This window comes from Micromonospora sp. CA-244673, assembly GCF_050948395.1.
Classification (GTDB): domain Bacteria; phylum Actinomycetota; class Actinomycetes; order Mycobacteriales; family Micromonosporaceae; genus Micromonospora.
Window position 1 is genome coordinate 5,655,859 of record NZ_CP192019.1, and the last position, 26,259, is coordinate 5,682,117.

The window sequence follows — 26,259 nt, forward strand, 5'->3', positions numbered from 1 at the left end:
GCCGGGCCGGCGGCCCGTACCCTCATTCAGCCCGCCGTCTGACCACAGGAGCCCCCGCGTTGAGCGACCAGACCACCCTGGAACGGGAGATCGCCGTCGAACAACGGCATCTCGACCGGGTGTACGCCCGGCTGGCCGAACTGCGTCGGTCGGCCGCCGACGCCGAGCGGGAGGGCTACCGGCTGGCCCGGGTCGGCAACTTCGGCGCGCTGGTCGAGCGGGACGCGATGGTGTTCCACGCCGCGCAGCGCCGGCACGTGCTGGACGCCGAGCACGAGGGGCTGGTCTTCGGCCGGCTGGACCTGCGTACCCGGCAGGTGCTGCACGTGGGGCGGCTGGGTGTGCGCGGGGAGAACGCCGAGACGCTGGTGGTGGACTGGCGCGCGCCGGCCGCCGCCGCGTTCTACCAGGCCACCCCGGCCGAGCCGCAGGGCGTGGTGCGGCGGCGCACGATCCAGTCGTCCGCGGAGCAGGTCACCCGGATCGAGGACGACCTGCTGGACCCGGAGTCCGCCCCGCCGGACATGGCGGTGGTGGGCGACGGGGCGCTGCTGGCGACCCTGTCCCGGGCCACCGGCCACGGCATGCGGGACATCGTCGCCACCATCCAGCGGGAGCAGGACGAGGCGATCCGCTCCCCGGGCAGCGGGGTCACGATCGTCTCCGGCGGCCCGGGCACCGGCAAGACGGCGGTGGCCCTGCACCGCGCCGCGTACCTGCTCTATTCCGACCGCGCCCGGTATGCCGGCGGCGGCATCCTGGTGGTCGGCCCGTCGAGCGTGTTCGTCCAGTACATCGCCTCGGTGCTCCCCTCGCTCGGCGAGGAGACGGCCACCCTGCACTCGCTGGGTTCCCTCTTCCCCGGCGTGTCGGCGACCCGGACCGACCCGCCCGAGGTGGCGGCCGTGAAGGGCTCGCTGCGGATGCGCCGGGTGCTGGAGCGGGCGGTCCGGGACGCGGTGCCCGACTCCCCCGGCGAGCTGCGCCTGCTCTACCGGGGTGAGCTGCTGCGCCTGGAGCGGGCCGAGCTGGACGCCATCCGGGACCGGACGCTGTCCCGCGGGGCGCGCCGCAACGAGGTGCGCCGGGCGGCCTTCGACGCGGTCCTCGCCGCGCTCTGGGCACAGGCCCGCAGGCTGCGGATCGGCCGGCTGCCGGAGCAGCCCGCGTTCGAGGACGAGATCATCGACCGGCCGGAGTTCCGGGAGTTCCTCAAGGCCTGGTGGCCGCGGCTGCACCCGCGCCACGTGCTGGGCTGGCTGGCCCGCCCGGAGCGGCTGCGCCGGTACGCCGGGGGCGTCCTGTCCGGGGCCGAGATCCGGCTGCTGACCGGGGCGTACCGGAGCCTGGACGGCGAGGGCCTGACCATCGCCGACGTGGCGCTGCTGGACGAGCTGGACGCGCTTCTGGGCCAGCCGGTGCGGCGGGCGAGGCCGAAGCGGGACCCGTTCCAGCTGGCCGGCGGCGTCCGCGAGCTGAGCACGGCCGCCGACCGGCAGCGGGCCGCCCGGGCCGCCGCGCGGGAGCGCCCGGAGGACTACCGCGACTACGCCCACGTGGTCGTCGACGAGTCGCAGGACGTCTCGCCGATGCAGTGGCGGATGATCGGCCGGCGCGGCCGGCTGGCCTCCTGGACCGTGGTGGGCGACCCGGCGCAGACCGCCTGGACCGGCGACCCGCAGGAGCTGGCCCGGGCCCGGGACCAGGCGCTGGGCCGGCGCCGTCGCCACCGGTACGAGCTGACCACCAACTACCGCAACTCGGCGGAGATCTTCGCCGTGGCGGCCGCGGAGATCCACCGCGTGCACCCGGATCTCGCGTTGCCCACCGCGGTCCGTTCCACCGGGGTGCCGCCCGTCGAGCGGTCGGTGCCCGCCGGCGACCTGCCCGCCGCCACGGCGGCGGCGGCGCGCGCGCTGCTGGCGGAGGTCGAGGGCACGGTGGGTGTGATCACGCCGGTGCCGCGCCGGGACGAGGTGGCCGGCTGGCTGGGCGACCTGGGCGGCCGGCTCCAGGTGGTGACCAGCCTCCAGGCCAAGGGCATGGAGTACGACGGGGTGGTGCTGGTCGCCCCGAGCGAGATCCGGGCCGATCCGGGGTCGGGCGTCCGGACCCTCTACGTGGCGCTCTCCCGGGCCACCCAGCGGCTCACCACCCTCGACCCGGTCGGCTGACGGCGGCGCCGCATCCGGCGTTCACTTGCACACATAGCGATGTGAGCATAGATTGAGCTCGGCCGGGGCGGCGAACGAGAGGGTGTGTGCGTGGGCGCAGGTCATGACCACAGCGGCGCGGTGGCCAACGCGGCGCACCGTCACCGTGGTCGACTCTGGGGCGCGTTCGCGCTGCTCACCGCCCTCATGGTCGTCGAGGCGGTGGCCGCCTTCGCCACCGGCTCGCTGGCCCTGCTCTCCGACGCCGGGCACATGTTCACCGACGTCCTCGGCATCGGCATGGCGCTCGCCGCGATCACCGCCACCCGGCACGCCGACACCGACCCGCAGCGCACCTTCGGGCTCTACCGGCTGGAGGTGCTGGCCGCGCTGGCCAACGCGGTGCTGCTCGGCGCCGTGGCCGTCTACGTCCTGGTCGAGGCGGTACGCCGGTTCGGCGAACCACCGGAGGTCCTCGCCGGGCCGATGCTCGCCGTGGCGGTGCTCGGCCTGCTCGCCAACATCGCCGCGTTCGCGCTGCTGCGCGCCGGCGCCGAGGAGAGCATCAACCTGCGCGGGGCGTACCTGGAGGTGCTGGGCGACCTGCTCGGCTCGCTCGGCGTGATCGGGGCCGCCCTGGTCATCGCGGTCACCGACTGGTGGTGGGCCGACCCGCTGGTCGCCGTCGCGATCGGGCTGTTCATCCTGCCGCGCACCTGGCGGCTCGGCCGGGCCGCGGTCCGGATCCTGGTGCAGGCCGCCCCGGAGCACCTCCAGGTGACCGCGGTGCACGACCGGCTGGCCGCCGTCCCCGGCGTCGCCGAGGTGCACGACCTGCACGTCTGGACGCTCACCTCGGGCATGGAGGTGGCCTCGGCGCACCTGACCATGACACCGGGCGCCGAGGTCGGCGAGGTGCTGGCGGCCGCCCGGACGGCCCTGCACGAGGATTTCTCGATCGATCACGCCACGTTGCAGATCGAACCCGGAGCGTCTCCCGGGGCGTGCGGCGCGGTCGAGTGGTAATTAGGGCAATCTTAAATCCAAGTGGTTATTGTGCACTTATGCCGGTTTTGACCGGGACACCGGCTCCCACCAGCGAGCCGACCCGGAACAACGCCGGTAGGCTCGATCGCGGCCTCCGCCGGGCGGCGCCCACCGGCGCCTGCGGTGGCCAGCGCCTAATCGCCCGCAGGGCGAGCCGGGGAACCACGTTCGTGGGGTGCATCCGCGTCAGCGGTAGGGATCTTCCGTCCCGAACCCGTCAGCTAACCCGGTCGGCGGTGGACGGAAGGACACGTGAATGCCCCCAGTGGCACCTGTACGACGGACGGTCGCCCGGTTGGCGGCCCTGCTCGTCGCGACGCTCGCCCTCGGCGTCGTGACCGCGCCGGTCTCTCCCGCCTCGGCGGCCGCGGCGGCTTCCCCGACCGCGCTGCTCGCCGCCGCACCCGGCGACGACGAGGGCGGCACCCCGGCGCTGCGCGCCCAACTCGACGCCGCCAGCAAGGGGTGGCTGGACGCCCGCACCGCGCTGAACCGCTCGGTGACCCGGCAACAGCAGCTCACCGCCCAGCTCAAGACGGTCAACGCCGAGCTGACCGTCCGGGACGCCAAGGTCGGCGAGATCGCCGGGGTGGCATACCGGTCCGGGCGGCTGGGCACCGCCGCGGCCCTGCTCGGCAGCACCAGCCCCGAGGGCTTCATGGACCGCGCGGCCGCGCTGGAGCAGGTGGCCGCGCACGAGGACCGGGCACTGCGCGAGCTCATCGACACCCGGGACGAGGCCACCCGCACGCAGACCGCGCTCACCGGCGAGATCCAGGAGCAGCGCAAGCAGGTCGCGGTGATGGCCAAGCGCAAGCAGCAGGCCGAACGCGCCCTGGAGGTGGCGAACAACCGCGCGTCCAGCAGCGGCGGCGGCAGCGTCCAGGGCACCTCGTCGGCCAACGCCAAGCCGGCCAAGCGCAACGCCGACGGCTCCTGGCCACCCGAGTCGTGCAGCGTCAACGACCCGACGCCCGCCGACGGCTGCATCACCCCGCGTACGCTGCACGCGCTCCAGCAGGCCAAGGCGGCCGGCTTCACCCGCTACGTCTCCTGCCACCGGCCCAGCGGCTCGGGCGAGCACCCGAAGGGGCGGGCCTGCGACTTCGCCGCGCAGAAGAGCGGCTTCGGCGGCGTGGCCAGCGGCGGCGACAAGACGTACGGCAACAACCTCTCCGCCTACTTCATCCGCAACGCCGACGCGCTCGCCGTGCTCTACGTGATCTGGTTCCGGCAGATCTGGCTGCCCAGCAGCGGCTGGAAGGCGTACAGCGGGGGCAACGGCGACCCGTCCAGCGACCACACCAACCACGTGCACCTGTCGGTGTACTGATCCCCGCCCCGGCGGCGCCCGGCTACGTCCCACGACGTACGCCGGGTGTCGCCGCGCGGCCCACGACGCGACGCCCGCGACGGCCGAGCATCGGGGGCATGACTCGACTCTCCCCCGCCGGACGCAAGGCCCTGCTCACCCTGCACCTGGTCACCTCGCTGGGGTGGCTCGGCGCCGACCTGGTGCTGCTGGCCCTCGGCGTGGCCGGGCTGCGCGGGGCCGACCCCGAGGTGGTCTATCCGGCCGCCGCGCTGCTGGTCACCTGGCTGTTCGCCCCGCTGAGCGTGCTCGTCTGGCTGGTCGGGCTCGCCAGCGCGCTGCTCACCCCGTGGGGGCTGCTGCGCTGGCGCTGGGTGCTGGTGAAGTTCGCCGTCACCACCGTGGTGCTCACGCTGGTGCTGCTCCTGCTCACCCCGCGGGTCCGGCACCTCGGTGAGCTGGCCGGGGCGGCCGACGCCCACCTCCGCGTCGACCTGGTGGTCGCGCCGACCGTCTCCAGCACGCTGCTGCTCGTCGTGACGGTGCTGTCCACCTACAAGCCGTGGGGGCGGCTGCGGCCGGCCCGGCCGGCGGCCCGACGACCGGTGTCCGCCGGGCGACGCGGCTGAGTCAGGGCGCCCGGGTCAGACCGCCTGCCCCTCCAGGGTGGCGCCGAGCCGGCTGGCCAGCCCGAGGTGGGCCGCCCGGGCCTGCCGGAAGGCGTAGCCGAACAGCGGCGCCGGTGCGGAGAGGGTGATCTCCACGTCGATCCGCACCACCCCGTCGGGCTCGTCGCGCAGCCGCGTGTGGTTGCGCACCGTGGTGGCCGGCTGCTGCCGGGCCACGGTCACGACCTCGTCCTCGGTGGCGACCAGCACGTCCGCCTGGTAGGTGACCGGGAAATGCAGCGGGCCGAGCGCCAGCCGGTCGGTGATCGCGTAGCTGGCCAGTGCCCCCGGGCGGGCCGGCAGTTGGCGGACCCGGACGATCAACGGATGCAGCTCGCCCTGCCGGCTCAGGTCGCCGAGCAGGGCCACCGCGTGGGCCCTGGTGCACCGGGCCTGCACGGTGTAGCTGAAGCTGTCGCTGCTGAGCAAGCGGCACCCCCTCGCCGTCGTGGGTCCGCACGATCGTCCCGTACCGGAGCCGGGCTGGCAACGGGTCGAAAGTCCCGGGCCCGCGGCAGGTCGGCGAGCTGGAGTCGATCAGCGGGAGGTGGGCCGATCAGGCGCCGGGGAGCACCTGCGGGGTGCTGTCGGCGAACCAGGGCTCGGGCGCGCCGAAGAGGCCGAGCAGGCCGGTCACCCAGAGCTGCCGGTGCACGAACCGGCTCGGCTCGGTGACCACCAGCTTGACGCCGCTGACCTCGCAGGTCTGGAAGCCGGCGACCATGGCGCTGATGCCGACCGAGTCGATGAAGGTGACGAGCCGCATGTTGAGCTCGATCCGGGAGGGGCGGCCCTTGGCGAGCACCTCGGCGATCGCTTCCCGCACCTCGTACGCGGTGTCGACGTCGATCTCCCCTCGCGGGGCGATCTGGACCACACCACCCGGCAGCACCGACTTCACGATCGACAGGCTCACGCGAGCACCTCCACTCGCCCTTACGGGCGCCTCATCAGTACGCGGGCCGCGACCGAGAGTATTCCTCCGACGGCCTCGGTCGCCACCCCTCGGGATGAGCAATTCGCGTACTGGGCACACCTGGGCATCCCAATCCGGACCTTCGGGCTCCGATTTCCCCGCGGCGCGGGGTCCCAACCGGTCGATCGGCCGGGGTGGGCCCGGCCGATCCGCCGACCCAGGGTAGCGGGCCGGCGCACGCCCGGGTGGCACCCCGCCCCCGGCGCGTTCGGGTGGTTCGTCCCACGCCGCGCCGACCTGCCCTGACACGATGGTTTGCGCCGGGTCCGGCCGGGGCACTGCCCCGGGGAGCGAACCGTCACGCGCCGGATCACACCCGGAGTCCGATCTGGCCGCCGGACTTCGGCACCCCGAGGAGGTAACACGATGTTCGGATCCACCCTGCTGGACCGCCGCAGCAAGCCCGAGCGGGTCGCCGACCAGGCGTGGCAGCACCTGCTCTCCGCCGCCGGTTCCGCCGGCGGCAGCGTCCGCGAGGCCGCCCGGTCCGCCCGCCGCAACTCCTCCGGCCTCGCCGACGACGCCACCGACCTGGTCGGCTCCGCCGCCGAGGAGGCCCGCCGCCGGGCCAGCCTCGCCTTCGACGCGCTCGCCGGCCGCCGGCCGGCGCTGCCCTGGACGCTGCTGATCGCCGCGGCGCTGGCCGGCGCGGCGATCGGCTGGGCGGCCGGCACCGCCGCGCGGGCCGCCGGGAGCCGGGAGCGGGACGTCGACGAGATCGAGTTCGTCGACGTGGACCGCCCGAACTCCCCCGCCGGCCTGGACGGCTGAGCGGGACCCGGCGGACGCCGGGCCGGACGGGACCGACAAGCGGACGCGACGGTGGCCGCCCCCGATGCGGGGGCGGCCACCGTCGCGGTGTACGGCGCGGTCAGCGGGCGGTGCAGGAGGGCGCCGGCGCGCGGTTGCCGCCCGTCCAGGTGCCGGTGAAGCCGGCGGTGGTGAACCCACCGGCGCCGAGGTCGCCGTTCCAGCCGGCGTCCCGGACCGTCATGGCCGATCCGGTCTGCGTGTACGACCCGTTCCAGAGCTGGGTGATCTTCTGGCCGTCCGGGAAGGTCCAGGCCACGGTCCAGCCGGCGATCGGGACGGCGCCCGAGTTGCGCACCGTCACCTCGCCCTGGAAGCCGCCCGGCCACGAGTTCGTCACCGCGTAGGTGGCCGTGCAGCCGCTGCCGGTCGGCGACGGGCCGGGCGTGGTGGGCGTCGGGCTCGGCGAGGTCGGGGACGGGCCCGGGGTCGTCGGCGTCGGGCCGGGCGTGGTCGGCGTCGGGCCGGGCGTGGTGCCGAGGCGGTCCGCCACCAGGATGCCTCGGCCGTTGGTGCCCAGGTAGACCCGGCCGTAGACCCGCGGGTCGCCGGTGAGGGCCTCGCCCGCGTTGCCGTACTGGTGCTGGTCGTCGTTGATCCGCACCCAGGCCGCGCCGGCGTTGTCCGACCGGTGGACGCCGTGCCGGCCGTCGACGGTGCCGACGGTGAACAGCGCCGGATAGGTCTGCCCGGGGGCGGCCCGGCCGAAGCCCACGTTGACCGCCGAGGTGACGCCGGCCAGCTTCGTGAAGCTCGCGCCGGAGTCGGTCGAGTGCCACAGGCCGCCCTCGCCGGCCAGCCACACGTCGCCCTGCCGGCCGGGCACCGCCTTGAACTTGACCCCGGTGGTGGGCAGCCCGCTCGCCGCGGTGGCCGTGAAGCTCGCGCCGCCGTTGGTGCTGAGGTAGAACCGCCCGCCGCTGACGCCGTAGAACCGGTTCGGGTCGACCCGGTCGGACTCGACGACCGCGTTGGCCGGGATGCCGGTCGCCGCGCTCCAGGAGGTGCCGAACCCGACCGCGCGGACCACCGGCTGGCCGGCGTCGCCCGGCGCCCACACGAACTGGCTGCCGTCGGCGGACGCGGCCACCGTGCCGCCGCTGTTGATCCCCGACGGCTCGGCGCCCTGGAACCAGTTCGCCCCGCCGTCGGTGGAGAACGCGACGTGGCTGTCGCCGGGACGGTCCGCGTCGGTGAAGTTGCCGGACCGGACCAGCACCGCCGGCTTGGCCTCGGCGTAGTCGAGACTCGTGGTGCTGGTGAAGACGGGCTGGGTGAACATCGCCGGCGGCACCGCGGCGAGGTCGGTGTGGCGGAAGCCGCCGATGTCGCCGAGCGCGCTGATCAGCGGCGCGCCCGAGGGCGGGCTGACCAGGTCGAGCACCGCGGTCTCCTCCAGCCCCTGGACCATCGGCCGGATGGTGACCTGGCCACCGGTGTCCCACTTCGTCAGGTCGGTGGTGCCGTAGATGGTGGCGCCGGTGCCGTACATCATCCGGTTGCTGTCGAACGGGTCGATCTCCAGCGACTCGTTCATCCAGCCCAGCTTCGGGCTCTCCTCGGGCGGCGCCGGGTTGGCGCCGAAGGTCAGCCACGGCACCGAGGAGATGTCCATGGTGTACTTCTTCGCGCGGGTCGGGTAGCCGGCGTAGTCCCAGATCCGGGTCCAGGTGGCGCCCCCGTCGGTGCTGCGCCAGAAGATCGCGTCCGGCCACCAGGAGACCTGGGTGGCGACCATCAGGGTGTTCGGGCGCTGCCGGTCGATGGTCAGCCCCGAGTAGCCGAAGTAGGCGTCCGCGCTGGTCGACGGGACCGGGCTGATCCGCGTCCAGGCGCCGGTGGCCCGGCTGAACTTCCACACGTCGCCCTTGCCGCCGTCGTACGGGCCGCCGGTGTCGCTGGTGGCGATGTAGAGGTAGCCGCCGACCGGGTCGACCACGCCCTTGTGGGCCAGGTAGCCGGTGGGCTGGCCGGGGATCCGTTCCCACGTGGCGCCACCGTCGGTGCTCCGGTAGACCGGGTTCTCCTTGTCGGCCACGCCCACGTAGACGGTCTGGGTGGCGCTGCCGGCCGTACCCGTGCTCTTGTCGAAGCTGACCCAGGTCAGGCCCTGGTTCTGGCTCTGGTAGCCGCTGCTGTCGTTCGGGTCGGCCCGGTAGTTGCCGACGTTGGGGAAGGTGGTCACCTTCGCCCAGGTGACGCCGTGGTCGGTGCTGCGCCACAGGCCGTTGCCGCCCTCGGCGCCGTAGTAGACGATGCTGTTCCGGTTCGGGTCGACGGCCAGCCGCTCCCCCATGCCGCGGCCGGGCATGTTGCCGCCGTTCTTGAACGGCAGCGCGGTGGCCTGCCAGGTGGCGCCCCGGTCGGTGGAGCGCAGGATCGCCCCGTTGTTCGGATCCCAGTCGTTGGTGTACATGCCGACCGCGGCGTACACCCGGTTGGTCTGCACCGGGTCGGTGGCGATGCTGACCACCCCGTTCCAGCCCCAGCGGTCGGCGCCGACCCAGTCCAGCAGCGGCGTCCAGGACCGGGTCGACTGCTCCCAGCGGTAGGCCCCACCGATGTCGGTGCGCGCGTAGACGAGGTTCTTCTCGGTCTGGTTGAAGACGATGCCGGGAACGAAGCCACCGCCGTCGATCCGGACGTTCCTCCAGTCGTACGGCTCGGCCGCCGCGGCGGCGCCCGAGGTGGCGGGTGCGGCGGTGAGCGGCACGACGACCGCCGCCACGGCGGCGGCCAGCGCGGCCGCGGCGGCGCCGGCGAGACTTCTACGCATGGGGCGGGTCCTCTCGGTTGCCCGGGTGGTGGGGCGGGAGCGGCGAGGACATTCACACTAACCGATTATGGAAGCGCTCCCAAGCCCCCGACGCCCACCCGGATCGGGTGAGGGCGGGTCACCCGGGACGCGCGCAGGATCGGGGTTGCGGGACTCCGTGCCGGTGACGGAGCCCGGCGAACAACGAACGGAGCCCGGAAGGGAGCAAGCATGGCCACCGCGACCACCACCCGCACCGACCAGGAGATCCAGTCCGCCGTCCTCGACGAGCTGACCTGGGAACCCCGGGTACGCCCCAACGAGATCGGGGTGACCGTCACCGAGGGGGTGGTGACCCTGAACGGCTCGGTGGACAGCTACGCCAAGAAGTGGGCCGCCGAGCGGGCCGCGCACCGGGTGCCCCGGGTGCGCGCGGTCGCCAACGACCTCGCCGTCCGGATCGCCACCTCGGCCGAGAAGGGCGACCCGGAGATCGCCACCGCGGCCAGCCGGGCCCTGGAGTGGGACGCGTTCGTGCCCATCGAGGCGCTCGACGTGACCGTCGCCGACGGCTGGGTCACCCTGCACGGCGAGGTCGAGTGGGAGTACCAGCGCCGGGCCGCCGAGCGCTCGGTCGCCCGGCTCAGCGGCGTGACCGGGGTGAGCAACGGCATCACCGTACGGCCGAGCGCCCGCCCCGACGGGCGCGACCTGGCCGAGCGGATCGTGGACGCGCTGGCCCGCAACGGCGCCACCGAGGCGGAGGGGATCAGCGTACGGGTGCACGGCGACACGGTGCTGCTGGAAGGGTTGGTGCACTCGGCCGGCGAGCGCGCGGAGATCGAGCGCGTGGTGTGGAGCGCGCCCGGCATCCGGGAGGTGCAGAACCGGGTGACGGTGGGCCCGTGAGGCGGACCACCCCGGCCGGGTGATCCCGGCTCACCCCGCCGCGGGCGAGGCTGGGAACCATGACTGATCCGAACGCCACGCCGGATCGGCGGGTGATGGCCCGATGACCACGCCACTGCAGGTCACCACCGTCCGGCTGGGGCTGCCGGTGACCGGGACGGACCACGCCCGCGGGCCGGCCGACGCGCCGGTCACCCTCGTCGAGTACGGCGACTTCCAGTGCCGGTTCTGCGGGGCCGCGTACCTCAACCTGGCCGAGGTGCTGCGCCAGCGCGCCGACACGGTCCGGCTGGTCTACCGGCACTTCCCCATCGCCAACGTCCACCCGTACGCGGAGAGCGCCGCGGAGACGGCCGAGGCGGCCGGCCGGCGGGGGCGGTTCTGGGAGATGCACGACTGGCTCTACGAGCACCAGGACCAGCTCGACCCGGTGCACCTGTCGCTCGGCGTGGAGCAGCTCGGGCTGCCGCCCGACGAGGTCGGCGCGGAGGTGGGGCGGCACGCCCACGCCGACCGGGTCCGGCAGGACTTCGTCGGCGGCATCCGCAGCGGGGTCGACGCGACCCCGACGCTCTTCGTCAACGAGGTGCGTCACGACGGCGGCTACGACGTGGCCGACCTGCTGGCCGCCGTGGACGCCGCCGCGGAGGCCTGAACCCGGCCGCGGTCAGATCAGCCGCAGCTCGCGCGCCCGCCGGACGGCCTCCCGCCGGCGGGTCGCGTCGAGCTTGCGGTAGATGTTGCGCACGTGGGTCTTCACCGTGTTGACCGACAGCGACAGCTCGCCCGCGATCTCCACGTTGGACAGGATGCTCTGCAGGTAGCGCAGGATCGTCAGCTCCCGCTCGGTGAGCGGCTCGTCCAGGGCCCGCTCCGGGCCGGTCGGGCGCTCCGGCGATTCGTCGGCCCGCCGCTCGTCGGCCCCGCGGACCAGGTCGCTCACCGTCGCCCAGTGCGCGGTGCCGGCGTCGAGATGCGCGGCGAGCAGGTCGCGGACCACCGGCTCGGCGCGGGTGAAGACCCGCCGGTAGCCCTCCGGCTCGGCCAGGTCGAGCACCCGCTCCAGGATCCGCCCGGCACCGCGGTCGTCGCCGGCCGAGCCGGTCACCACCGCGTCGAGCAGCCCGGCGGCGAGCCGCACGGGCAGTGGCCAGGTGTCCGCGTCCGGTCCGGTCCAGTCGGGCAGCGTCCGGCCGGCCGCCCGCGCGTCGCCGGCCCCCAGCCGCACCCGGGTCAGGGCCACGTCCAGGGCGGCCCGGCCGCCACCGCGGGCCCCGTCCGGCTCCCGGCCGGCACCGCGGGCCGCGTCCGGCTCCCGGCCGCCGGCCGCCGCCCGGTCCGCCGGGCCGGGACCGACGGGCGGCGACGGGTCGGGTGCGGTCCCGGCGGCCGCGCCGGCTCCGGCGTCGGCGAGCAGGGCACGGGCGGTCTCCAGGTCCCCGACGGCGGCGCGCAGCTGCGCCTCGTCGGCGGTCAGCCAGGCGCCCAGCTCGGGGCCGGGCGCCGTCTCCCGGGCCGCCGCCAGGGCGCGCAGCGCCGCGGCCGGCTCGCCGCCGGCGGCCAGCAGTCCGGCCCGGCAGAGCGCGGCCAGCGCCGCCCCGCCCGGCTCCGCGGTCGCCGGCCCCGCCAGGGTCAGGTTCGCCGCGGCCTCCGCCGGCTCGTCGCGGTCCCACGCCACCAGGGCCAGCGCGAGGTACGCGTACCCGCAGTCCAGCCGCGAGGACCAGCCCTCGCAGGGCGGCATGGCCAGCGCCTCCCGGGCGGCGCGTTCGGCGGACCGGAGCGCGCCGTGGGCCGCGTCCAGCAGCGCCGACCGGCTGGCACAGACCAGCCCGGTACGCGGCCGGCCCGCCCGCCGCGCCGCCGCCAGCGCCCCGGAGAAGTGCCCGGCGGCCTCGGACAGCTCCCCCTCGGCGAGCGCCACCAGCCCCAGCGCGGTGCCGGCGACCGCCCGCACGTCGGCGTCCTCCGCCCCGCCGGCCCGCGGGTCGTCCGCCGGACCGGCCGGGGCGGCGGTGGCCAGCAACCGTCCCGCCACCCGGCGTATTTCGTCGTGGTCCCCGGCGAGCCGGGCCAGGGTCAGCTCCACGGCGGTGGCCAGCCGCCGGAACCGGTCCCGGCGCGGGGCGGGCAGGTCGCGGGCGTGCTCGACGGCCGCCCGCAGCCGTCCCGCGGCCGCCTCGGCGTCCCCGGCGTACGCCCGTTCGGCCGCGCCGGCCAGCGCCAGCTCGGGATCGCGGCGCACCGCCTCGACGGGCGGCTCGGGCGGAGCCGGGGCGGCGGGCCGGTCCCGCTCGTACGGCGCCAGCTCCGGCCAGCGGGCGATCAGCAGCTCGGTGGCGGTGTCCCACTCGCCGCCGGCCAGCGCGTGCCGCAGCGCCTCGGCCGGCCGGTCGTGGTCCGCGTACCAGCCGGCGGCGCGCCGGTGCAGCTCGGCCAGCTCGTCGGCGGGAAGCCGGTCCAGCTCGTCGCGGAGCAGGTCGGCCAGGAGCGGGTGGCACCGGTACCAGGGCGGGCTCCCCCCGTCCTGCTGGACGAAGCCGCCCTCCCGGGCCAGGTCGGCCAGCACCTGGCCGGCGTCGGGCCGCCCGGTCACGGCGTCGGCCAGGTCGCCGCAGACCGCGGCGGCCACCGCGCTGCGGCGCAGCACGTCCCGGACGGCCGGGTCCAGCGGCGCGAGCACCTCGTCGCGCAGGTACCCGGCGACGTCCGGCTGGTCGCCGCCGAACCCGTCGACCGCGCGCGCCGGGTCGGCCTGGGCGCGCAGCGCCAGCGCGGCGAAGCGCAGGCCCGCGGGCCAGCCCCCGGTCCGGTCGGCCAGCCGGGGCACCGCCGCGGCCGGCAGCGCCACGCCGTGCGCCACCAGCAGGTCGGCCACCTCGTCGGGGGTGAACGCCAGCTCCCCCGGACCCACCTCGGTCAGCTCGCCGGCCAGCCGCCACCGGTGCAGGGCCAGCGGCGGGTCCGTCCGCGCGGCCGCCACCAGCCGCAGCCGTCCGTCGCTGTGCCGGAGCAGGAACTCCAGCCCGGTCAGCGCGGCCGGATCGGTCACCCGGTGCAGGTCGTCCAGGACCAGCAGCACCGGGCGCTCCCGGGCGGCGAGCGCCGCGGCGAGCAGTTCGAGCTGGTCCGGCCGGGGCGGGCCGTCCGGCACCGGCGGCCGGGGCCCCTCGTCCGGGACCCCCTCGGCGGCCGCCCGCAGTGCCGCCGCCAGGTAGGCCCAGAGCCGCTCGCCGGTGTCGCCCTCCTCCACGGTCACCCAGGCCGGCGGCGGCTCCGTCCGCACGGCCCGGGCCCAGCCCGCGAGGAGCGTGGTCTTGCCCCAGCCGGCGGGCGCGAGGACAAGGGTGACCGGCCCGGCGCTGCCCTGGTCCAACCGGTCCAGCAGCCGGGGCCGGACCAGCACCGGCTCGGGCAGCGCGGCCGGCGCCAGCCGGGACGCCAGCAGCGGCGCGCCGACCACCCCGAGGCCGCCCGCCGACCCGCCCCCGCCCGGCGCTCCGCCGACCCCCACCGCGCCGGCGGCGGCCGGGACGGTCGGCGGCGGGTCGGCGACATCCGTCGCCCCGGTGACGTCGGTCGGTGTCGCGGCGACCTCGACGCGGTCAGCCTCCTCCGGCATGCGGCCCCTCCCCCGGTCGGTGCGCGCAGCGGTTACCCGGCCCGGACCGGTTCACCCCTTCCGGGCGAACCCGGGTCACCCGACCCGACCGCAGGGTGGAGGCACGCGGGCGGCCGGCCGCAAAGAAGCCGGCCGCCCGGGAGCCGCGGGGACGGGGGGGCCGGCCGCACGGAGCCGGCCGCACGGGAGCCGCGGGGACGGGAGGGGCCGGTGGCACGGATGGGACGCCTGGCGGGCGGCGGGTTCGCCGTCCTGGCGGCCGGCGTCCTCGTACGCCGGCACCGGCACCGGCCGGCCGCACCCGGTCCCGCACCGGGGCGCTGGCAGGTGCTGACGGTGGCCGGCCGGCCCGAGGAGGTGCTGCCGCGCGGGCGCCGGCCGGCACCGCTGCACCGGCTCGGCGGCGCGGTCGAGCTGTCCGCCCGCCCCGCCCCCGGCGGGCGCGGCACCGAACTCGCGGCCCGCCTGCCCGCCGGTGGGGAGGCGATGCTGCCGGGGCTGGCCGCCCACCTGGTCGGCGACGACCCCGGCCGGTTCCTCCGGCAGGCGCTGCGGGAGACGAAGCAGCTCGTGGAGACCGGGGAGGTGCTGCGGGCGGACCGCTCCCGGCTGGACCGGCCGGGGACCGCGGGCTGAGGGCGGGGGTCCGCACCCCGTGATCCGGGCGGCCGCGGGTGGCACACTCGGCGGATGCGCGACGACCGCACGTACGACCTCGTCCTCTTCGGCGCCACCGGTTTCACCGGTGGCCTGACCGCCGAGTACCTGGCCCGGCACGCCCCGGACGGGCTGCGCTGGGCGCTGGCCGGCCGCAACCCGGACAAGCTGGCCGGGGTGCGCGACCGGCTGGCCGCCATCGAGCCGGGCCTGGCCGAGCTGCCGCTGCTCACCGCCGACGTCACCGACCCGGCGTCGCTGCGTGCCGTGGCGGAGAGCGCCCGGGTGGTCGCCAGCACCGTCGGCCCGTACGTCCACCACGGCGAGCCGCTGGTCGCGGCCTGCGCCGCCGCGGGCACCGACTACCTCGACATCACCGGCGAGCCGGAGTTCGTCGACCTCATGTACGTGCGGCACCACGCCGAGGCGGTGCGCACCGGGGCGCGGCTCGTGCACGCCTGCGGCTTCGACTCGATCCCGCACGACCTGGGCGCCTGGTTCACCGTCAAGCACCTGCCCACCGACGGGCCGGTCACCGTGGACGGTTACGTCCGGGCCGGCGGGCGGTTCTCGGCCGGCACGTACCACTCGGCACTGACCGCGTTCTCCCGCACGGGCGAGATGAGCCGGGCGGCGAAGGCCCGCCGGGCGGTCGAGCCGCGGCCGGAGGGCCGCCGGGTCCGGGCGGTGCCCGGCCGGGTCGGCCGGGTGAAGGAGTTCGGGCAGTGGGCCGTGCCGCTGCCCACCATCGACCCGCAGGTGGTCCGCCGGTCGGCGGCGGCCCGCACGGAGTACGGCCCGGACTTCCGCTACCGCCACTTCGCCGCGGTGAAGCGGCTGCCCACCGTGCTGGCCGCCGGCGTGGGCCTGGCCGGGGTGGTCGGGCTCGTGAAGCTGCCGCCGACGCGGCGCTGGCTGCTCGGCCGGCTCTCCTCCGGCCAGGGGCCGAGCGCCGCCCAGCGGGCGAAGTCGTGGTTCCGGGTCCGGTTCGTCGGCACCGGCGGCGGCCGGACCGTACGCACCGAGGTGGCCGGCGGCGACCCCGGCTACGACGAGACCGCCAAGATGCTCGCCGAGTCCGCGCTGTGCCTGGCCCTGGACGACCTGCCCCCGACCGCCGGGCAGGTGACCCCGGTGACCGCCATGGGCGACGCCCTGCTCGACCGGCTGGTCCGGGCCGGAATCACGTTCCGGGTGCTGGACGCTTGACCCTCAACCGGGTCGAGGGCCCAGGATCCGGTGTCGTGGAGAGCGAACTGCGCAGCATCGGCGAGCTGGCCCGGGCCAGTGGGCTGACGGTGAGCGCGCTGCGGTTCTACGACCGGTCGGGCGTGCTCGTGCCGGCGCTGGTGGACCCGGCGACCGGCTACCGCTGGTACACCGACGACCAGGTGGCACCCGCGCGCCTGGTCGCCGGGCTGCGCCGGGTCGGCATGCCGCTGGCCGGGATCGCCGAGGCGCTGCGGCACCGGCACCGGCCGGCCGTGGTGCACCGGCTGCTGGACGCGCACCTGCGCCGCCTGGAGGACGGCCTCGCCGACGCCCGCCGTGAGCTCTCCCGGATCCGTGCCCTGATCGATCCGGAGGAGATCCCCGTGAGCCCCACCCGACTCGTGCTGTCCCGCACCGACCTGGCCGCCGCCGTGGACGCCGTCCGGTTCGCCGTCGGCAGCGATCCGGAGCTGCCGGTGCTCTCCGGCGTGCTGCTGGAGGTCGAACCGGACGGCGTCCGGCTGGTCGCCACCGACCGGCACCGGCTCGCCGTGGCCCGGGTCGGCGGGAAGGTCGACGGCCCGCCCGTCCGCGCGCTGCTGCCGGCGGACGCGGTCGACGAGCTGCGCGCCCTGCTCGACACCGGCGTCGGGATCACCCCGGAGGCGCACCTCATGGTGAGCGCGGACCGGGTGGAGGTCACGGTGGCCGGCCGGCCGGTGACCGCCGCCGCGCTCCCGTACGACTTCCCGGACTACCGGCGGCTGCTGCACGGGCAGGTCGGCGGCGAGCCCACCCACCGGATCCCGGTCGACGTTCCGACGCTGCGGCGGGCGCTCACCGCCGGCGGTGCTGCGGTGCTGCACCGCGAGTACGCGGGGGCCGACCACGAGGTGGTCGTGCTCGGCGTGGACGACCGGGGCGGGCTGTGCGTGCTCGGGCCCGACGCCCCGGACGGCCTGCGGGTGGGCGTGAACCGGGAGTACCTGCTCGACGCCCTGGACGCCGGCGGCCGGGGCCAGCTCGTGCTGGAGCTGGACGGCCCGATCGCCCCGCTGGCCGTGCGCCGCCCCGACGACGAGGACGTCTTCTCGATCCTCATGCCGGTGCGCCTCTGACGCGGACCGACCGTGGCGGGCACAGGACGGCTCGCCCGCGACGCACACCCGCTGTCACCCTGCGTCATCCCGGCGCCCGCCCCACCCCACCCTCATTCCGCCTTTGCTCTGCAGCCATCCACGCAGCAGGCACGGACCGCAACCGATGCGTCCGTGGCTGCAGAGCAAAGGCGGTCGTGGGTGGGGGGCGGCGTTGGCGGGCGTGCGAGAGAACACGCAGCTCGGCGACCCGTGACCTGACGGGGACCGCGACGTCGACCGACCCCGAGGCCAGCGTTCGTCACTCACCGTCACACCAGGTCGCCGGCGGGCACGCTGTCACGCAAAGTCACCGTCGAGGGCGCGCCGCCGCCGGCACCCGATCGGTCGGCCGCCTGCGCGGGCCGAAGCGGGCGGAACGGGCCGCGACGGTAGCATCTGGGGGTCCCACCCGACTGCCTGGACGGAGGCGTACGGAGCCGCATGCTCGACATGGAGTTGATCCGGAAGGATCGCGAGGCGGTGGCGACCGCGCTGGCGAAGCGTCTGGATCCCGCCGAGGTCAACCGGGCGCTGGACGAGATCCAGCGGCTCGACCAGGAACGCCGCGCCCTCATCACGGAGATCGACGCCGAGCGGCAGCGCCGCAAGGCCGAGGCGCGCGCGTACGCGGAGGCGAAGCGGTCCGGCGTGGCGCCGGAGCCGGTCGCGCCGGAGGCCGAGCGCAAGCAGCTCGCCGAGCTGGAGTCCCAGCTGGACGAGGTGCAGTCCCGGCTGCGCACCACCATGAGCGAGCTGCCCAACCTGCCCGCCGACGACGTGGTCGCCGGTGGCAAGGAGGCCAACCGGGTGGTGCGCACCTTCGGCGAGCCGCCGGCCGTCGAGAAGGTCCGGGACCACGTGGAGCTGAGCCGGGCGCTCGGCCTGGTCGACCACGAGCGCGGGGTGAAGCTCGGCGGCTCCGGCTTCTGGATGTACACGGGCCTCGGCGCCCGGCTGGAGTGGGCGCTGGTCAACTGGCTGATCGAGCAGAACATCCAGGCCGGCTACGAGTTCCTGCTCCCGCCGCACCTGCTGCTGGACAGCGCCGGCTTCGCGGCCGGCCAGTTCCCGAAGTTCTACGACGACGTCTACCACCTGGACAAGCAGTCCGCCCCGCGCGGCCAGTTCCTGCTGCCCACCGCGGAGACGGCGATCCTCGGCGCGTTCCAGGACGAGATCCTGGAGACCCCGAAGCTGCCGCTGAAGGCGTTCGCCTACACCCCGTGCTACCGCCGGGAGGCGGCCGGCTCGCACTCCGACGAGCGCGGCACCGTGCGCGGCCACCAGTTCAACAAGGTGGAGATCTTCCAGTTCACCCTGCCCGAGCAGGCGGGCGCCGCGCTGGAGGCCATGGTCGGTCACGTCGAGGGCCTGGTCGAGAAGCTGGGCCTGCACTTCCAGACCAGCCTGCTCGCGGCCGGCGACTCCAGCGCCGCCATGAAGAAGACCCTCGACGTCGAGGTCTGGATGCCCAGCACCGGCAAGTACAAGGAGGTGTCGTCGGTCTCCTGGGGCGGCGACTACCAGGCCCGCCGGGCGGCCATCCGCTACCGCGAGCCGGGCGGCAAGCAGACCCGGTTCGTGCACACCCTCAACGGGTCGGCGCTGGCCACCAGCCGGCTCTTCCCGGCCATCCTGGAGCAGTTCCAGCAGCCCGACGGCTCGGTCGTGGTGCCGGAGGTGCTCCGCGACAAGCTCGGCACGGACCGGCTCACCCCGGTCCGCTGACCGCCTGACGCGTGGCGGGGGTCGGCTCGTCCGGCCCCCGCCGCCGTCGCCACCGCAGACCGGCCGCCAGCAACAGCACCAGGGCGGCCGCGAGCAGGGCCGGGCCGACCGTGTCCACCGCGCGGACCAGGGCCTGCTGCACGCGCGCCGCGGCCAGCACGACCGGGTCGCCGAAGGCGTCGTGGCGGCCTCGGGCGAGGCGCACCTCGTACCAGCCGTACCAGGCGACGTAGCCGCCGGCGACCAGCAGCACCAGGCCGCTCAGGCGGGGCACCCACGCGCCGGCGCCGCGCAGCCCGGCCACCAGCCGGCCGCGCAGCAGCGCCACGCCGAGCGCGGCCACCCCGACCACCAGACCCATCCCGATCGCGTACGCGCCGAAGAGCGCCAGCCCGCGCAGCGGCGAGCCGGCCCGCAGGCTGGTCACCACGATCGCCAGGAACGGCGCGATGGAGCAGGTCAGCGAGGTCAGCGCGTACGCCGCGCCGAACAGGACCATGGCCGGCCAGGTGCGGGTGAGCCGGGGCGCCCGGGCGAACGGGCGCGGGGCGGGCAGCCGCCGGCCGGCGAGCAGCCAGCAGCCGGCCAGCGCCAGCAGCACGCCGAGGGTCACGGTCAGCCAGGGCAGCCGGGGGCGCAACCAGTCGGCCAGCGGCGCGACGGCCAGCCCGAAGGCGCCGAAGACCAGCGCGTACCCGAGGGTCAGCCCGGCCGTGGCGGTGAGCGCGCGGCCGACCGCGCCGCGACCGTCCGCGGGGCCGGCGACCAGCAGCGACAGGTACGCGGGCAGCATGGCGAAGCCGCACGGGTTGACCGCGGCGAGCATGCCCGCGGTCAGCGCGAGCAGCAGCCCGCCGGTCATCCCCGGGCCAGCGCGTCGACCTGCCGGGTGAGTGACTCGCCGTCCAGGAAGCCCTGGTGGACGATCCGGCCGTCGCGGTCCACGACCACGAAGGTGCTCTGCTCGACCACCTCGAACCGGCGCCACAGCGCGCCGGACCGGTCGTCGAGCTGCGGGGTGCCGGCCAGCTCGAACTCGCTGACGAACTCCTTCATGGCCTTCTGCTCGCCCAGCCCGGCGACGCCGACGATCGGCACGGTGTCCCGGTACTTCGGGGCGATCTCGGCGACCGTCCACGCCTGGCTGGCGCAGGTGGCGCACCAGGGCGCCCAGAACCACAGCACCACCGGCTTCCCGGCCAGGGCGGCGGCGGAGAACGCCGTACCGTCGAGGGTCTTCGCGGTGAACGACAGCGTCTCCGGCACCCGGGCCGGGACCACCGGGGCGGCCGGCGACGCCGACGCGGACGCGGCCGGGGCGGGAGCCACGGCGCCGACCGGGGTGGCCCGCTCCGGCCCGACCGCGCAGGACGCCGCGCCGGGCAGCGTGACGGCCAGCACGGCGGCGGTGACCAGGCGACGGGCGGTGAGTGGGCGCATCCGCGTCTCCATCCGGGTTGGGCTACTCGGCCTTGACCAGCCGGAGCGCGAGTTCGGGACAGACCTTGACCGCCTTGAGCGCGCCCTCCCGCAGCCAGGTCGGCACCGGGGTGGCGGGGAAGGCGGGGTAACCGTTGCCGTCGAGCCGGATGAAGTCCGGCACCACGTGGGCGCAGAGGCCGTGCCCGTCGCAGCGGGACCAGTCGAGGGTGAGCTTCCGGGGGTTGGCGTCGGGCGCGCCGGGCAACCCCATGAGGCCCTTGACCCGCTTGCCGCAGCCCTCGCCGGTGGCGTGCAGCCGCAGGTCCTCGGCGAACACCTCCATGGCGGAGAGCGCGAACCGGGCGGTGCCGTCGGGGTGGCTGCACGCCCCCCGCCCCTTCACGTCGCCGGCCGCCGCGCGGACCACCTCGATCGGCGCGCTGCCGGAGACGGCCAGGTCGACGGCGCGGGCCAGGTCGGGCAGGCCCATCTTGCACGGGCCGCACTGACCGGCGGACTCACCGGCCAGGTAGCGGACCACCTGGGCGGCCTCGCCCAGCGGGCAGGTGTCGCGGGCCAGCGGGACGATGATGCCGGCGCCCAGGGTGCCACCGACGGCGGCGAGTCCCTTGCGGGAGACCTCGGCCCGGTCCGCCGCCTCCGGGGTGATCCATTTGCCGTGGTAGCCGCCCATCAGGATGCCCGGCCCCTCGGGCACCTCGCAGAGCTCCAGGATCTCGCGTAGCGGGGTGCCCGCCGCGCACTCCACCACGGCGGGCCGCTTGGCCGCCCCGGTGACGGTGAGCAGCACGGTTCCCGGCTCGTCGTCGGTGCCGAGCGCGGCGTACTCGTACGGGCCGATCCGGGCGGCGACCGCGAGCTGGGCGTACGTCTCGGCGTTGGAGAGCAGGGTGGGCAGCCCGTTCACCCCGGAGTCGCTGGACCGCTTCTTGGTGCCCGGCGGGATGTGCGGCAGACCGTTGATCCCGTTGACCAGGGCGCCGCCCTCGCCGGAGATGAACCGGTGCGGCACGGTGACGATGGTGGTCGGCACCGGCATCCGCCGCTCCTGCAACGCCTCGGTGAGCGAGGGCCGGCCCACGTCGTCGTCGGCCACCCCGATCACGATCTCCTCGGCGTCCAGCGCGTACGCGGCCAGCGCGGCGCCGTCCAGGATGAGGTGCGGGGCCCGGGTGAGCAGCACCTTGTCCTTCCAGCTCGCCGGCTCCCCCTCGGAGGCGTTGACCACCACCACGGCGGCGAGGTCCTGCCGCTCGCAGGACTCCAGCACCGCGCGCAGCTTGCGGGCGAACGGGAAGCCGGCCCCGCCCTTGCCCTTGAGGTCGATCGCCTCGGCGAGCCGGAGCAGGGCGGCCGGCTCCATGGGCCCGATCGGGCCGTGCACCTCCTCGTGGGCGAGCAGGTCGAGTCTCCCGAACTCGGCGAAGCCGGCGGTGAGCCGGGGCTCGCCGACACAGGCCACCGGCGGCACGGTCGTGCGCATCACTTGGCCTCACCCCGCAGCCCGGCCCAGTACGCCCCGTCCACGGCGTCGGCGTTGGCGTTGGCCCGCTTGCGCCGGCTCGACCGGCTCTCGCCGGAGGCCTTCCGGGCCCGCCGGGAGGCGAGGTCGACCAGGGTCGGGGTGTCGTCGACGAAGGCGTCGTCGGGGGCGTAGCGGGCCGGCGGACGCCAGTAGTCCGGCTCCTCCGGCAGGTCCTCCTCGACGCTGTGCCGGCCGCTGTCGCTGCGCGGCGCCGACGAGATGGGACCGGCCGAGATGGGCTCGCCGGAGACGGGCCGGCTCTCCCAGCGGCGCGGGCTGTCCCACGGCTCCTCCGGCTCGTCGCGCCGCCGGGGCGGGGCCGAGTAGCGGGCGATCTCGGGTGGGGTGGAGTAGCGGCTGCCGGTGTCCGGCGGCGCCGAGTGCCGGCCGCCGCTCTCCGGCGGGGCCGAGTAGCGGGCGTCGACGTCGGCGTCGGCGCGGGACCGGCGTGCGGTCCGCTCCTCCTCGTCCCGGTAGCGGCGGCCGGTCCGCTCGTCCTCGCGGCGCCGGGCCACCGGCTCGCGCTCCTCGCGCCTCGCCACCGGCTCGCGCTCCTCGCGCCGCCGGGCGGCGGGCGCCGGCTCGGCGTCGCGGCGGCGGGCCGGGGAGACGGGCGCCTCGGCGCGCCGCCGGCTGGCCCCCGCACGGACCGGCTCGCGCAGCGTCCCGGGCTCCGGCACCACGGGTACGGCGAACCGCTCGGGATCGCGGCGCCGGGCCGTGCCGGCCGGCGCGGTCCAGGTGGCGGTGGCCTCGGCCCAGCGGCCCCGGCTGGACCGGCTCTCCTCCTTGCCGGCGTTCCGGCGCCGGGTCAGCCCGGCGAGCAGGCCCGTGCGCTCCTCCCCCTTGCCGGCCATGGCCTGGTTCAGCGCGGCGGCCTGGTGCTGCTCCCGGCTGCGCTTGCCGAGGTGGACGGAGAGGCGGACCAGCAGCGCCATCACCACCAGCAGCACGCAGGCCAGGTAGCTCAGCACCACCCAGGTCTTCGCCGCGCGGCCGGCGTTGAGCCCGTGCAGCAGCGCGAACGGCCAGGAGACGTACGCCATGGAGTGCAGCCCGCGCCACATCCACTTCGGACCGACGCCGGCGAACCGGACCCGGACGATGCCGGTCCAGAGCACGCCGACCATCAGCAGCGCGGCCACCGTGCCCAGCCCGACGTAGAGGCCCCGGCCGGCGACGAACGGCACCAGCGCGTCGGTCGGCCCGGCCCGGCCGATCGCGACCTTGGTGATCACGTGACAGACCAGCCCGGCCACGCCGAGGACGCCGGTGGCCCGGTGCGCCGACTGGAGCAGCACCCGGTGCCGGATGAGCAGCACCAGCCGGTCGGTGGCGAGCAGGCCCATCATCACGGTGAGGCTGAGCGAGACCAGGGTGACCACCCCGGCGAAGAACTCGGTGAAGAAGAATCCGTACGAGTACATGACGGTGCCGGCGCCGGCCAGTTCGAGGCCGGCCCACGCGACGGCGAGCGCGGACACGCTGAGCGCCACCATCGCGGATCTCGACATCGTCCGGGCACCACGGCTGGTGGTGGCGGTCCGGACGGTCGTCGCCTTCTCGTTCTGCTGTGCCCGGGCCATCTGCTCCTCGATCGTCTCGCGGCGGCGCCCCCACCGGCCGACCCTGCTCCCCTCTCCAGTACGGACGGACGGCACGGGCGGATCACCTCCGGTGGCGAATTTCTCGGCCGGTCCGTCGAACCGTCCGGCCCCGGGGCGCGTGTAGCGCCTGACGCAACGAAACATGTCCATGCGTTGACAGTTCTTGCAACACGCTTGTAACCTTGCCGAAAATTTCAGGCCGACTTGCAATAACCCGGCACTGAAGCCCCCGGCACCGCACACCCCCTCAGGAGTCCCGATGCATCGACGTCGATGCCGCGCGGCTGCCCTTGCCCTGGGCCTGGCCGCCAGCCTGCTCGTCCCCACCACCGTGGCGGCTCCCCCGGCCGCCGCGGCCACCCCCGGCAGCAAGAAGGTCATCGTCCAGCTCTTCGAGTGGAACTGGACCTCGGTGGCCAGCGAGTGCACCAGCACCCTCGGCCCGAAGGGCTACGGCTACGTGCAGGTCTCCCCGCCGCAGGAGCACGTGCGGGGCAACCAGTGGTGGGTGGCCTACCAGCCGGTCAGCTACCGGATCGAGTCCCGCAAGGGCACCCGAGCCCAGTTCCAGGCGATGGTGAACACCTGCCACAACGCCGGCGTGAAGGTCATCGTCGACGCCGTGGTCAACCACATGTCCGGCCAGGACAACGGCGGCACCGGCTGGGCCGGCAGCGGGTTCGGCCACTACGACTACCCGGGCACCTACTCCAGTCAGGACTTCCACTACTGCGGCCGCAACGGCAACAACGACATCGCCAACTACGGCGACCGGTACGAGGTGCAGAACTGCGAGCTGGTCAACCTGGCCGACCTGAAGACCGAGTCGGACTACGTACGCACCCGGCTCGCCGCGTACCTCAACGACCTGCTCTCGCTCGGGGTCGACGGCTTCCGGCTGGACGCCAGCAAGCACATGCCGGCCGCAGACATCGCCGCGATCAAGGGGAAGCTGTCCCGCTCGGCGTACCTGGTGCAGGAGGTCATCTACGGCGCCGGCGAGCCGATCCAGCCGACCGAGTACACCGGCAACGGCGACGTGCACGAATTCCGCTACGGCAAGGACCTGGCCCGGATGTTCAACAGCGAGCGGCTGGCGTACCTGCGGAACTTCGGCGAGGCCTGGGGTTACCTGCCCGGCGGCTCCGCGGTGGTCTTCACCGACAACCACGACACCCAGCGCGACGGCGGCGTCCTGACCTACCGCGACCGCGGCGAGTACGCCCTCGCGAACGCCTTCATGCTCGCCTGGCCGTACGGCACCCCGGCGGTGATGTCGAGCTACACGTTCGGCAACAAGGACCAGGGCCCGCCCTCGGACGCCAGCAACAAGACGTCGAACACCACCTGCTACTCGGGCTGGGAGTGCGAGCATCGCTGGCGGGTGATCGCCAACATGGTCGGCTTCGCCAACGCCACCCAGGGCGCCGGTGTCGCCAACTGGTACGACAACGGCTGGCAGCACATCGCGTTCAGCCGGGCCGGCAAGGGCTACCTCACCGTCAACGACGAGGACTTCGCGATCACCGGCCGGTCCTACTACACCGGCCTGCCGGCCGGGCGCTACTGCGACGTCATCCACGGCGACTTCAGCAACGGCTCGTGCAGCGGTCCGGTGATCACCGTGGACGCCGGCGGCTGGTTCCCCGCCACCGTCAACGCGCACGACGCGATCGCCATCCACATCGGCGCGAAGCTGCCCTGAGCTAGGACGACATCGGCCCCCGCGCCGCTGTTTTCGCGGCCCGGGGGCCGTGCGCCCGATTACAGTACTGATCGTGCTGTTTGACCGATTGTTCTCACGCTGGACGTTCGGCTGGCTGCTCGCCGCGGTCGGCGTACCGGTGCTGCTGGCGGCCGCGCTGCTGGTCGGGCGCGGCCTCACCGGCGGTCCGGCCCCGGCGCCGGTCGCCGGCGCACCCACCGCGGCGGTGCCGCCCGCTCCGGAGGAGCCGAGCCCGTCCCCCGAGGAGTCCGTGCCGGCCGCCGCACCCGCCCCGGACGACCTGCCGGTGGTCACCTACGACCCGGCCCCCGGCGGATTCCCGGCCGACCCCGGTGCGGCCGACACCCGCCCGCTGACCGAGGGACTCACGCCGACCCGCAACGTGGCCGCGTACGACGCGCCGGGCGGCCGGCCGCTGGCCTTCCTCGCGCCCACCATCAGCGACGTCGAGCTGACCGTGCCGATCGTCGAGCGGCGGGTGGGCTGGACCGCCGTCCTGCTCCCCTCGGCCAACCGGCGCATCGCCTGGCTGCCGGCCGGCGGCTGGAGCATCGTCGCGCTACGCGACCAGATCGTGGTGGAACGCCGCCCGCACCGGCTCACCTGGTACCGGGACGGCAGCGCCGTGCGCTCCTGGGAGGTCAGCCTCGGCATGTCCGGGCAGCTGACCCCGCTCGGCCGCACCTTCGTCCTGGGCCGCACCCCGCCCCCGCAGGACGTCTACGGCGGGGTGGACATCTTCGCCCTGGGCGCGATCCCCGACGACCCGGACGCGGTGCCGACCGGGCTGCGCGGCGCCCACATCGGACTGCACAGCTGGTACACCGACGCGACGCTCGGCAGGAACGTCACCAACGGCTGCATCCGGCTCACCCGCAGCGGCCAGCGGCAGCTCCTCGCCGAGCTGCGCCCGGGCACCGCGGTCGTGGTGGTGGACCAGCTCCCGGCCCCGCCGGCCACCGCCTGAGCC

21 protein-coding genes and 1 riboswitch are annotated in these 26,259 nt (G+C 75.3%); of the genes, 13 read left to right on the forward strand and 8 right to left on the reverse strand.

All coding sequences use genetic code 11. The features are described from left to right. Window positions 1-59 precede the first annotated feature (59 nt). The 4 genes from ACQP12_RS25840 to ACQP12_RS25855 all read left to right on the forward strand — a co-directional run bounded on the left by ACQP12_RS25840 (window position 60) and on the right by ACQP12_RS25855 (window position 5,141). Complete coding sequence (locus tag ACQP12_RS25840; protein ID WP_433282696.1) at window positions 60-2,174, forward strand: HelD family protein; 2,115 nt, start codon at window positions 60-62, stop codon at window positions 2,172-2,174. A gap of 90 nt (window positions 2,175-2,264) precedes the next feature. Continuing rightward, the gene (locus ACQP12_RS25845; protein ID WP_433282697.1) at window positions 2,265-3,179 is read left to right on the forward strand and encodes a cation diffusion facilitator family transporter; all 915 of its coding nucleotides are present in this window, start codon (window positions 2,265-2,267) and stop codon (window positions 3,177-3,179) included. Between the two features lie 142 nt (window positions 3,180-3,321). After that, window positions 3,322-3,451: riboswitch (cyclic di-AMP (ydaO/yuaA leader) on the forward strand. Window positions 3,452-3,456: 5 nt separating this feature from the next. Continuing rightward, the gene (locus tag ACQP12_RS25850; protein WP_433282699.1) at window positions 3,457-4,533 is read left to right on the forward strand and encodes a coiled-coil domain-containing protein; all 1,077 of its coding nucleotides are present in this window, start codon (window positions 3,457-3,459) and stop codon (window positions 4,531-4,533) included. Between the two features lie 98 nt (window positions 4,534-4,631). After that, entirely contained in the window at window positions 4,632-5,141 is a 510-nt protein-coding gene (locus ACQP12_RS25855; RefSeq protein WP_433282701.1) for a hypothetical protein, read from the forward strand. A gap of 15 nt (window positions 5,142-5,156) precedes the next feature. Here the strand turns inward: ACQP12_RS25855 and ACQP12_RS25860 are convergent, their stop codons facing one another. Together ACQP12_RS25860 and ACQP12_RS25865 are read right to left on the reverse strand one after the other, a co-directional pair. Next, window positions 5,157-5,609, reverse strand: coding sequence for an SRPBCC family protein (locus ACQP12_RS25860; protein WP_357939417.1), 453 nt, complete (start codon window positions 5,607-5,609; stop codon window positions 5,157-5,159). Between the two features lie 127 nt (window positions 5,610-5,736). Then, entirely contained in the window at window positions 5,737-6,096 is a 360-nt protein-coding gene (locus ACQP12_RS25865) for an STAS domain-containing protein (RefSeq protein WP_313718855.1), read from the reverse strand. Window positions 6,097-6,522: 426 nt separating this feature from the next. Between ACQP12_RS25865 and ACQP12_RS25870 the strand changes: the two genes are divergently transcribed. Next, window positions 6,523-6,927, forward strand: coding sequence for a hypothetical protein (locus tag ACQP12_RS25870; RefSeq protein ID WP_357939415.1), 405 nt, complete (start codon window positions 6,523-6,525; stop codon window positions 6,925-6,927). A gap of 100 nt (window positions 6,928-7,027) precedes the next feature. On the opposite strand, the gene ACQP12_RS25875 is transcribed toward ACQP12_RS25870, so the two are convergent. Continuing rightward, a complete protein-coding gene (locus ACQP12_RS25875; protein WP_433282704.1) occupies window positions 7,028-9,742 on the reverse strand; it encodes a cellulose binding domain-containing protein in 2,715 nt (904 codons plus the stop codon). A gap of 210 nt (window positions 9,743-9,952) precedes the next feature. On the opposite strand from ACQP12_RS25875, the gene ACQP12_RS25880 reads away from it, so the two are divergent. After that, a complete protein-coding gene (locus tag ACQP12_RS25880; protein ID WP_433282706.1) occupies window positions 9,953-10,630 on the forward strand; it encodes a BON domain-containing protein in 678 nt (225 codons plus the stop codon). 103 nt (window positions 10,631-10,733) lie between these two features. Then, on the forward strand, window positions 10,734-11,285 hold the full coding sequence (locus ACQP12_RS25885) for a DsbA family protein (RefSeq protein WP_357939409.1): 552 nt from the start codon (window positions 10,734-10,736) through the stop codon (window positions 11,283-11,285). A gap of 12 nt (window positions 11,286-11,297) precedes the next feature. On the opposite strand, the gene ACQP12_RS25890 is transcribed toward ACQP12_RS25885, so the two are convergent. Beyond that, the gene (locus ACQP12_RS25890; RefSeq protein ID WP_433282708.1) at window positions 11,298-14,252 is read right to left on the reverse strand and encodes a LuxR C-terminal-related transcriptional regulator; all 2,955 of its coding nucleotides are present in this window, start codon (window positions 14,250-14,252) and stop codon (window positions 11,298-11,300) included. A 219-nt stretch (window positions 14,253-14,471) separates the two neighbouring features. Between ACQP12_RS25890 and ACQP12_RS25895 the strand changes: the two genes are divergently transcribed. The 4 genes from ACQP12_RS25895 (at window position 14,472) to serS (ending at window position 18,988) form a co-directional block, all read left to right on the forward strand. After that, entirely contained in the window at window positions 14,472-14,888 is a 417-nt protein-coding gene (locus ACQP12_RS25895; RefSeq protein ID WP_433282710.1) for a hypothetical protein, read from the forward strand. Between the two features lie 54 nt (window positions 14,889-14,942). After that, entirely contained in the window at window positions 14,943-16,118 is a 1,176-nt protein-coding gene (locus ACQP12_RS25900) for a saccharopine dehydrogenase family protein (protein ID WP_433282712.1), read from the forward strand. A 47-nt stretch (window positions 16,119-16,165) separates the two neighbouring features. Further along, window positions 16,166-17,239 carry a MerR family transcriptional regulator gene (locus tag ACQP12_RS25905; protein ID WP_433289455.1) on the forward strand — a complete coding sequence of 358 codons (1,074 nt, stop codon included), beginning with the start codon at window positions 16,166-16,168 and terminating at the stop codon, window positions 17,237-17,239. Between the two features lie 462 nt (window positions 17,240-17,701). Then, a complete protein-coding gene (gene serS, locus ACQP12_RS25910; protein ID WP_433282714.1) occupies window positions 17,702-18,988 on the forward strand; it encodes a serine--tRNA ligase in 1,287 nt (428 codons plus the stop codon). On the opposite strand, the gene ACQP12_RS25915 is transcribed toward serS, so the two are convergent. Genes ACQP12_RS25915 through ACQP12_RS25930 form a run of 4 tightly spaced genes read right to left on the reverse strand, consistent with a single transcriptional unit; the run spans window position 18,972 to window position 23,470 of the window. Further along, the gene (locus ACQP12_RS25915; protein ID WP_357939401.1) at window positions 18,972-19,850 is read right to left on the reverse strand and encodes a cytochrome c biogenesis CcdA family protein; all 879 of its coding nucleotides are present in this window, start codon (window positions 19,848-19,850) and stop codon (window positions 18,972-18,974) included. The two genes, serS and ACQP12_RS25915, sit on opposite strands and share 17 nt — an antisense overlap. Beyond that, window positions 19,847-20,428 carry a TlpA family protein disulfide reductase gene (locus ACQP12_RS25920; protein WP_433282716.1) on the reverse strand — a complete coding sequence of 194 codons (582 nt, stop codon included), beginning with the start codon at window positions 20,426-20,428 and terminating at the stop codon, window positions 19,847-19,849. Before ACQP12_RS25920 ends, ACQP12_RS25915 begins: the two co-directional genes overlap by 4 nt. A gap of 22 nt (window positions 20,429-20,450) precedes the next feature. Continuing rightward, window positions 20,451-21,917, reverse strand: a complete 1,467-nt coding sequence (locus tag ACQP12_RS25925) for an NADH-ubiquinone oxidoreductase-F iron-sulfur binding region domain-containing protein (RefSeq protein ID WP_357939397.1) — start codon at window positions 21,915-21,917, stop codon at window positions 20,451-20,453. Then, window positions 21,914-23,470 carry a hypothetical protein gene (locus tag ACQP12_RS25930; RefSeq protein ID WP_433282719.1) on the reverse strand — a complete coding sequence of 519 codons (1,557 nt, stop codon included), beginning with the start codon at window positions 23,468-23,470 and terminating at the stop codon, window positions 21,914-21,916. The genes ACQP12_RS25925 and ACQP12_RS25930 overlap by 4 nt, the downstream gene beginning before the upstream one ends. Before the next feature lie 352 nt (window positions 23,471-23,822). Here ACQP12_RS25930 and ACQP12_RS25935 point away from each other — a divergent pair, with 352 nt between their 5' ends. Beyond that, the gene (locus ACQP12_RS25935; protein ID WP_433282721.1) at window positions 23,823-25,268 is read left to right on the forward strand and encodes an alpha-amylase family glycosyl hydrolase; all 1,446 of its coding nucleotides are present in this window, start codon (window positions 23,823-23,825) and stop codon (window positions 25,266-25,268) included. A 73-nt stretch (window positions 25,269-25,341) separates the two neighbouring features. Further along, window positions 25,342-26,256, forward strand: coding sequence for a L,D-transpeptidase (locus ACQP12_RS25940; RefSeq protein ID WP_433282724.1), 915 nt, complete (start codon window positions 25,342-25,344; stop codon window positions 26,254-26,256). Window positions 26,257-26,259 lie beyond the last annotated feature (3 nt).